Source organism: Streptomyces sp. NPDC101234 (assembly GCF_044767525.1).
Taxonomy (GTDB): Bacteria; Actinomycetota; Actinomycetes; order Streptomycetales; family Streptomycetaceae; genus Streptomyces; species Streptomyces sasae.
In genome coordinates, this window is record NZ_JBIWOA010000087.1 from 1 (window position 1) to 8,655 (window position 8,655).

The window sequence follows — 8,655 nt, forward strand, 5'->3', positions numbered from 1 at the left end:
ACAATCGGCTACCTCGCGCCGGTCGTCTTCGAACAGAGATCAACTACGCTGGCCATCGCTGTATGACAACCGGTGTCCACGATCAAGGTGGAAGCCCCGTACCGCCTGCCACCAGGGACGCCGACACCGGACTCGGCGTCATCCGCCAGGCTGACGCCGGCTACCCGACCGCCGTCACCACCCGGGAGTCCTTCGGACTGGGCCTGCCGAGCTGAAGCGGAGGACGAAAACGTCCGGGCCCAAGGGGCTCCGTCGCGGCGGGGACCGCCGGGGAGACACCCACGCTCGTGAACCGCTCCGGATCTGACGGAGGCGGTTACCGTGTGTGCTTCGGACAGGCGGAGGCGCCGATCGCCTCGGGTACCGGAGGTCGGTTCATGCAGGTCGACAGGCCCGGGCAGGCGGGCGGCCTCCTGGCGGAGATGTGTGCCGCGGTGCAGAAGCGGCTGGTACCACTGGCTGCGGAGATCGCGGACGCCATCGTGGCCGAGACTCCCCACTATGCGGCGGGGCTGCCGACGCACACTGATCTGCAGGTGACGGTGCGGGAGTTCGCGGGGGCCGAGCTGGAGGCGATCGCCGTCGGGCGGGGTGCGGTGGCGGCCGAGCTGGCGGCGGCCCGGGAACACGGGGCACGGCGTGCCCGCCAGGGGACGGCCGTCGAAGACGTGATCACCGGCTTCTACGTCGGCTACCGCGCACTGTGGCGTGAGCTGGTCGCTCTGGCGCAGGGACCGGCGGCAGCCGAGGCGCTGCTGGTGGGGGCGGAGACCTCGATGGCGTGGATGCTGGAGATCACCACCGCGCTGTCCACCGGCCATCACGACGCGCGGGTGGGCCGTGACGCCCTGACGGCCGGCGGGCGGCTGCGGCTGCTGAACCTGGCGAGCGGGACCGGTGAGGGAACGGGAGGCGGGGACGCACGGGAGCTGCGGAGCGCGGCGGAGCAGGCCGGGTTCGATCCTGGCGGCGAGTTCCGGGCCTGGGTGGCTCCGACGGTGCAAGGGCTGGGGGAACCAGAACCACCGAAGTTGCAGGAAGGCAAGGTGGCGCGGTTGCAGGCGCGCCTCGATCTCCTGCCCGGAACGTACGCGGTCGGGCAGGAGCCGGGGGCCGTGCTGGTCCTCGTCCAGGGCGGGAAACTTGATCCGGTTGCAGGCGTGCTCGGTGAGCAGGGGCTGGCCTGTGCGGCCGCGGGGCTGGCCCGGACCGGTCGCTACGCGGCACGGGAGAGCCTGCAGGACGCTCGGGCGGCGGCCGTCGTGGCGCGGGGGCGGGCCGGGCGGTGGACGTTCGCGGAGTTGTGGCCGCTGGCGCTGGCCGACGAGTCGGGTGAGCGGCTGGAGCCGCTGATCGGGCCGGTTGTCGCGGTGGCTCGCCGTCATCCCCACCTGGCCGAGGCGGTCCGGGCGTTCGCCGATCACGGGTTCACGGTGAGTTCCGCCGCCCGGGCGCTGAGCGTCCATCCCAACACGCTGTCCTACCGGCTGGAACGGTGGCAGGAGCTGACCGGCGTGGAGGTGCGCACCGTCGCGGGTCTGGTGGCTTCACGTACCGCGGTGGAACTGGTCGGCGCAGACGCTGAGGTTGACCACCGTCAGCCGGAGGACGGCGACACCGGCTCGCCGAAATCACGGAATCCCACGGCCTAGATTCGGGGATCCACCGATGGCCGGGCGCGGTCGGACGACGGCAGTCTGTGAGTGCGCGGCACGGGACCGCCGCGCCACCCTCTCCGAGCCATTCCCGTCCGGGAGCCCTTTCGTCTGCCGGAACCGCGGGACCCTTTCCCCCTCCGCCAGGGAGCCGCCATGCCCACAGACCGTCCGACGCCGCAGCCGGCCACATTGTGTGCCGCGTTCCAGCACACCCTCACCCAGGCCGACGAGACCGCTCCGGCACTGCGCACCAGCGGCGGAGGCACGACCTTCTCCTGGGGCGAGTACGGCGACACCGTACGGCGACTGGCCGCGGGCCTCGCCGCGTACGGCGTACGGCGGGGCGACACCGTGGCTCTGATGACGGCCAACCGGACCGAGGCGACCCTGTGCGATGTGGCCGCCCTGCACCTGGGAGCCGCGGCGTTCTCCGTCTACGCGACGCTGGCGCCCGATCAGATCACCCACATCCTGGACGGCGCACGGCCCCGGCTCGTGGTGTGCGAGCCCGGCTTCGTGGCCGCGCTCACGACGGCGGGTGCCGACCTCGCCGACCTCGTGGTCCTGGACTCCGGTGCGCCCGGCGCCCGTACCTGGTCCGCCCTGCTGGTGGCGGGGGACGCGAACACCGGTTTCGACTTCGAGGCGGTCTGGCGCGCGGTCGGCCCCGACGACCTGGCCACCCTGATCTACACCTCAGGTACCACCGGCCCCTCCAAGGGCGTGGAGCTGACCCACCGCCAGCTCCTCGCGCAGGTGGACGCGGTGCCCACGATGTGGCCCATGGACGCCACGGACAGCATCATCTCCTTCCTGCCCACCGCCCACATCGCCGACCGCCTGTTCAGCCTGTACATTCCGCTCTCGCGCGGCGTCGAGGTCACGTTCCTGACCGACATGCGGGCCGTGGCCGGCGCGTTGCGGGAGACGCGGCCGACGGTGTTCGGGGCCGTCCCCCGGGTCTACGAGAAACTCAAGGCCGCGGTGGAGGCGATGCTCGCGGCCGAGGCCGACCAGGCGCGCCGCGAGCAGGCCGGGCAGGCCCTCCGGCTGGGGTATCGGATCGTCGCCATGCGGCAGCGCGGCGAGAGAGCCGCTGCCTCCGATCTTGCGGCGTATGCCGAGGCCGACGCGGCCGTGCTCGCCCCGATCCGGAGGCTGCTCGGACTGGACCGGGTCCGCTGGGCGGGGTGCGGCGCGGCGCCGGTCGCCCCGCAGGTCCTGGAGTTCTTCCTGGCCCTCGGCGTGGAGATCTGCGAGGGCTGGGGGATGTCCGAGGTGGCCGGCATGGGCTTCCTCACTCCGCCGGGCGAGCAGCGCCTGGGGGCGGTGGGCCGGGCGGTGCCGGGCCTGGAGGCGCGGCTCGCTCCTGACGGGGAACTGCAGGTGCGCGGACCGATGGTGATGCGCGGCTACCGGGGACTGCCCGGTCAGACCCGCGAGGCGCTCTCGCCGGACGGCTGGCTGAGCACCGGTGACATCGCCGAGATCGACGAGGACGGCTACGTACGGATCGTCGACCGGAAGAAGGAACTGCTGATCAACGCGGCCGGCAAGAACATGTCCCCGGTCGCCATCGAGCTCGCCGTCCGCTCCGCCGATCCGCTGATCGGCCCGATGGTGGCCCTGGCCGACGGCCGCCCGTACACCACCGCCCTGATCACCCTCGACCCCGACACGGCCTGCAGCATCGCTCCCGGGCTCGGACTCGCCGATGCCGCCCCGGATGTTCTGGCCGCCGATCCGCGGATCCTGGCCCGCGTCGCCGACGCCGTCGCCGCCGGCAACAAGCGGCTCTCACGCGTCGAGCAGATCAAACGGCACATCGTGCTGCCGTACTTCTGGGAGGCTGGCGGTGACGAACTGACCCCCACCGTCAAGATCCGCCGCCGGAACGTGAGCGCCAAGTACGCGGCCTTCATCGACGAGTTGTACGCGGCGGAGATGACGGAGCCCGTTCGCGGGCAGGCCGACGGAGGGTGACACCTTGAGCGCATCACCGCGCGGCGTCCGCCTTGATGCGCTCCAGGGCGTCGTTGAAACCGTCGGTGGTGACGCTCGATCCGGCGAGGCGGTCGAGGCGGATGTCGTCGATGTGCTTGCCGGCGACGACGCCGGGGACGGCTTTCGCGAAGCGCTTTTGGTACCAGCGTGAGACGAAGCCCTTGGCGTGGGGTGTGACGCTGACGTCGGAGACGACGCCCTCGGTCAGGGTGAGGAAGACGGTGATGTGGGAGGGGAGGCTGCCGTACCAGCCGGTGGCACTGTATTCGCCGTTTTGATACATGGGGGTTCCTGTTCGGACGTGCTGATGGTGCGTTGCTTGGAATGGTCTGCCGGTCAGGTGAAGAGTTCGCCGACGAAGTCGGGGGAAGCGTCGACGCGGCCGTCCGATCTCACCCGGACGTAGGTGAAGCGGTCGGCGGCGGCGAGGCGGTGGGGCTCGGTGAAGAACAGGGCGGTCGCCAGGGCGTCGGCCACGGCCGCGTCGTCGGAGATGGCCCAGGTGGCGAGGACGTCACCGGTCGGCAGGCCGGTGCGGCCGTCGAGGACGTGGTGCAGGCCGGGTCCCCAGGCGCGCCGGTTGGTGGCGGAGGCGCACAGGGACTGCCGGTGCAGCTGGGCGACGCCGATCACACGGTCTGGGGCGAAGGGGTGTTCCAGCCCCACACGGAGCAGGTCCGAGCCGCTGTGGCGCAGGTCGCCGCCGGCGTCGATGACGAACCGGCTGGTGCCGGCGTCCCGCAGCAGCCCAGCCACGATATCGACGAGGTGGCCCTTGCCCGCGGCACCGATGTCGAGCACCAGGGGGCGGTCGGTGGTGAGCGTGGTGCCGTCCCGGACGACGTCGGCATGCCACGACGGGCGGGTGCGGGCGTGGCGGGCACGGACGGGGGCCGGTGCGGGGGTGAGGGTGCAGGCGCTGTCGTAACCGAGGAGTTCGAGGTCGCGGCCGACGAGGGGGTCGACGGCGCCGTCGGTGAGGTCGGAGAGACGGTCGTAGAGGTCGAACAGGGAGCGGCTGTCCTCGGGGAAGGTGAAACGGCCACCGGTGGAGGCGGCGGCGATGCGTGAGACGAGCGAGTCGGGCCGGAACCGGGAGTACACGGCGTCGAAGTCCTCGATGCGCCGGCGCAGGCTGCGCCGCAGGTCGGTGCCGAGGGGGGTGTCCGTTTCAATGCTCCAGCGCGTTCCGATGGCGTCGAAGGCGAACGTCGGTCGGCTGTCGCGGCCGAGCGCGGTCGGGCTCGTACCGTGGCCGGTGTGGATCATGGGTTTTCACCTCCGTCGTGGGTGCTGGGCATGCGGTGGGAGGGGAATCCGCGCCCCCTTCGTTGCACTTGCCAGCCTGGGTGCCACGTCCGCCGTGTGGCAGGCCGCGCTGTACCGGGCAGCGGTGTTCCGTGCTGTGACACGGCGCCCCACGGACCCGCCATGCAGGTCAGGGCAGGATGAGACTGAACGGTATGACGAACGAGCAGCAGAGCGGCGGCGGGGGTACCGAGCTGGGGCGCTTCCTGCGGGCACGCCGCGCCCAGGTGACCCCCGCGCAGGCGGGCCTGCCACCCGGTGCCGGCCTGCGCCGCACGCCTGGCCTGCGTCGGGAGGAGCTGGCCACGCTGGCCGGGATGAGCATCGACTACTACGCCCGTCTGGAGCGCGGCAAGGAGATGCGCCCCAGTCCTGCCGTCGTCGACGCCCTGGCCCGCGTTCTCCTGCTGGAGGAGGACGAGCGCGAGCACCTGCACAGCCTGGTCGTACACGCCGCCCGAACCGCGTCCGGAGCCGCCTCGGAGGGGCCGCCGGTCCCCGTCAGCCGGGCGGTGCCGCCCGGGGCGCTCATGCTGCTGGAGAGCATGCGGCCCAACCCCGCGGCGGTGGTCGGCCGCACCAATGACGTGCTGGCCTGGAACCCGGCCGCACCGCAGCTGCTCGTCGGGATGGAGGACTGGCCGGCGAAGCAGCGCAACTACACCCGCTATCTCTTCCTCCACCCTGCCGCTCGCGACATCTTCGACGACTGGGACAACCAGATCCGCGGCTGCATAGCCCAGCTGCGCGCGCTGGCCGGTACCGATCCCGACGCGCCCGACCTGGCCCGGATCGTCGGTGAACTCCTCCTCAAGAGCCCGGAGTTCGCCCGCCTGTGGGAGCGCTACGACGTGAAGGGGCACTCCCGCGGGCTGAAGACCTTCCATCACCCGGAGGTCGGCGACCTCACCCTCGGTCACCAGTCCATGCAGCTGGAGGGCACGCCCGGCCACCGCGTCCTCATGTTCTTCGCCGAGCCGGGCACCCCCGACCACGACGCGGTCGTCCTCCTGGATCTGCTCGGGCAAGAGCGCGTCCCGAAGGGCACGGCCCCTGGCGGCGGACCGTCGGCATCCTCCTCGGACGAAGCCGGATCAGCCCTCTGACCTGCGACGCAGACACTTGGGGTGCCCTGTCACACCACGGCTCGGGACTCCACGTCACGGCAGGGCCTGCCACTCGGAGACCGGGACGACGAGGCTGATGGCCTACCGGCGACGCCGGTAGGTATCCGTCCGTCGGCTTCCCCGGCAGAGACGGATGAGTGACGGGGACCGGACCGTGGGCGCGCACGTCCGGGAACCCCGCACTCCGCCGGCCGAGCCACGCACGACAGAGAACCTGGAACGAAGAGGACCTGCACATGGAACGAGTGACTTTCCAGAACAAGGGCAACACGGTGGTCGGCAACCTGTTCAGGCCCGCCGGCTTCGAGCAGGGCACGAAGTACCCCGCGATCGTGGTGACCCACCCGTTCGGCGCCGTCAAGGAGCAGGTCTCCACGACCTACGCGAAGCTGCTGGCCGAACAGGGCTTCGTCACCCTGGTCTTCGACGCCTCCTACCAGGGCGAGAGCGGCGGGGAGCCGCACTTCTCGGAGTTCCCCTCGGCGCGTACCGAGGACATCCGCCGCGCGGTGGACTTCCTCAGCAACCGCTCCGAAGTGGACCCGGAGCGCATCGGCGCGCTGGGCATCTGCGCGGGCGGCGGCTACACGGTCAACGTGTCGCAGACCGAACTGCGCATCAAGGCCGTCGCCGGCGTGAGCACCTTCAACATCGGCTCCGCGCGCCGCGACGGCGTCGGCCCGCTCGGCAAGCAGTCGGCGGAGTACCGTACCGACCTGCTCAAGCGGTCGGGCCAGGCCCGCACGCGCGAGGAGGCCGGCGGGGAGGTCGAGATGTTCTCCCTGATCGCCGACAACCCCCGGTTCGACATGAACGACCTGTCGACGATCCCGATGATGTACCAGGAGGGGTACAAGTACTACTCCGAGATCGACCCCAACCCCCGGTTCATGGGGACGTTCGCCCTCTCCAGCCTGAGTCAGCAGATGGCGTTCTTCCCGTTCGAGGGCATCGAGCTGATCTCCCCGCGCCCGCTGCTGCTGATCGCCGGCTCCGAGGCCGACACGCTGTACATGAGCGAGGACGCGATCGGGAGGGCGCAGGAGCCGAAGGAGCTCTTCGTCCTGGACGACGCCAGCCACATCGACCTGTACTGGAACCCCGAGTACGTCCCGCAGGTCGCCGAGAAGCTCACCGCGTTCTTCGCGAAGCACCTGTGACCGTCTGACGAACGCGAGAAGGAGTGGGGCATCAGCCCCACTCCTTCAGTCGTTGTCCGGGCGGTCGGTCCGGTGCCGGCGGGCGATACCCTCGCGCACGCCGACCAGTTGGCCTGGCTCGTCGTCGATGAGAGTCGGTTGATGGATGGGGCCGGTGCCGTGGGAGAGGGGCAGGCCGGTGCCGTGGTTGGTGTGGGCGATGATTTCCGCGGCGATGGAGATGGCCGTCTCCTCTGTGGTGTGGGCTCCGAGGTCGAGGCCGATCGGGGAGCGCAGGCGGGCGAGCCGGTCCTCCGGTACGCCGGCGTCGCGCAGTGCGCCCAGGCGGTGCTCGTGGGTACGGCGCGAGCCCATTGCGCCGATGTAGCCGACCGGGAGGTCGAGGGCGAGCCGCAGCAGAGGGATGTCGAACTTGGCGTCGTGCGTGAGGACGCAGACAGCGGTTCGGGCGTCGACCTCGATGCCTGCCAGATACCGGTCGGGCCAGTCGACGATCACCTCGTCGGCGTACGGGAAGCGAGTACTGGTGGCGAAGACGGGGCGGGCGTCGCAGACGGTGACGCGGTAGCCGAGGAAGCTCCCGGCCCGGCTGAGCGCGGCGGCGAAGTCGACGGCACCGAAGATCAGCATGCGGGGGCGGGACGCATGGGTGTGGACGAGGACGGACAGCCGCTCCGGGCAGGTGGAGCCCTCGCCCCCGACCTCGATACGAGCCGTGCGGCCCGCCCGCAGCAGTGCGCGGGCCTGCGCGGTCACGGCACGGTCGGCGTCCTCGCCGCCCAGGGTGCCGTCGTACGTCCGGCTGGCGACGTGCAGGGTGCGGCCGAGTAATGCCTCCGGGCCGTCCACAATCTGCGCCACGGCGACCGGCCGTCGCTGTGCCACGGCTTCGAGGGCGGCGGTGAGGTGCGGGCGTCTGCCGGGATCCACGCGTTGCACGAGGACGTCGATCTCGCCGCCGCAGGTCAGGCCGACCGCGAAGGCGTCGTCGTCGGAGTAGCCGAACCGGGACCGTACGGGGCCGGCGCCCTCGGCGAGTACCTGCGTGCACAGGTCATAGACGGCACCCTCGACGCACCCTCCGGAGATGCTGCCGACCACCGTGCCCGCGGCGTCCACGGCCAACGCGGTGCCTGGGGGCATGGGCGCGCTGCCGCTGACCTGGATCACGGTGGCCAGGGCGAAGGGGCGGCCCGCGCGGCACCAGTCGTACAACGTGTCCGCGATGTTCAGCATGAACGGGTCTCCGTGAGAGGTGAGGAAGCGGGCGAGCCTGCCGTACACGGCCATACACAGCCGTTCATGGTGGTGGGGGGGGGGGGGGGCCGCCCCCCCCCCCCCCCGGGGGGGGCCCCCCCCCACCCCCCCCCACAAAAACACAGTATAAGGCCGCGCCCC

At 71.3% G+C, this 8,655-nt stretch carries 8 protein-coding genes; 5 read left to right on the plus strand and 3 right to left on the minus strand.

What is annotated here, in order from left to right:
• Window positions 1–62: 62 nt before the first annotated feature.
• The 3 genes from ACIRR9_RS55300 to ACIRR9_RS55310 all read left to right on the plus strand — a co-directional run bounded on the left by ACIRR9_RS55300 (window position 63) and on the right by ACIRR9_RS55310 (window position 3,641).
• Window positions 63–215, plus strand: coding sequence for a hypothetical protein (locus ACIRR9_RS55300; RefSeq protein ID WP_403769485.1), 153 nt, complete (start codon window positions 63–65; stop codon window positions 213–215).
• A 162-nt stretch (window positions 216–377) separates the two neighbouring features.
• Complete coding sequence (locus ACIRR9_RS55305) at window positions 378–1,652, plus strand: helix-turn-helix domain-containing protein (RefSeq protein WP_403769488.1); 1,275 nt, start codon at window positions 378–380, stop codon at window positions 1,650–1,652.
• A 159-nt stretch (window positions 1,653–1,811) separates the two neighbouring features.
• Window positions 1,812–3,641: an AMP-binding protein gene (locus ACIRR9_RS55310; protein ID WP_403769491.1), complete on the plus strand. Its 1,830-nt coding sequence runs from the start codon at window positions 1,812–1,814 to the stop codon at window positions 3,639–3,641.
• 13 nt (window positions 3,642–3,654) lie between these two features.
• Here ACIRR9_RS55310 and ACIRR9_RS55315 read toward each other — a convergent pair whose 3' ends face one another.
• Both ACIRR9_RS55315 and ACIRR9_RS55320 read right to left on the minus strand, forming a co-directional pair.
• Entirely contained in the window at window positions 3,655–3,945 is a 291-nt protein-coding gene (locus tag ACIRR9_RS55315) for a hypothetical protein (protein ID WP_403769494.1), read from the minus strand.
• A 53-nt stretch (window positions 3,946–3,998) separates the two neighbouring features.
• Complete coding sequence (locus ACIRR9_RS55320) at window positions 3,999–4,931, minus strand: FAD:protein FMN transferase (protein ID WP_403769497.1); 933 nt, start codon at window positions 4,929–4,931, stop codon at window positions 3,999–4,001.
• A gap of 194 nt (window positions 4,932–5,125) precedes the next feature.
• Between ACIRR9_RS55320 and ACIRR9_RS55325 the strand changes: the two genes are divergently transcribed.
• Window positions 5,126–6,076, plus strand: a complete 951-nt coding sequence (locus ACIRR9_RS55325) for a helix-turn-helix transcriptional regulator (protein ID WP_403769500.1) — start codon at window positions 5,126–5,128, stop codon at window positions 6,074–6,076.
• A 257-nt stretch (window positions 6,077–6,333) separates the two neighbouring features.
• The gene (locus ACIRR9_RS55330; protein ID WP_403769504.1) at window positions 6,334–7,257 is read left to right on the plus strand and encodes an alpha/beta hydrolase; all 924 of its coding nucleotides are present in this window, start codon (window positions 6,334–6,336) and stop codon (window positions 7,255–7,257) included.
• 45 nt (window positions 7,258–7,302) lie between these two features.
• On the opposite strand, the gene ACIRR9_RS55335 is transcribed toward ACIRR9_RS55330, so the two are convergent.
• Entirely contained in the window at window positions 7,303–8,493 is a 1,191-nt protein-coding gene (locus ACIRR9_RS55335) for an XdhC family protein (protein WP_403769507.1), read from the minus strand.
• Window positions 8,494–8,655 lie beyond the last annotated feature (162 nt).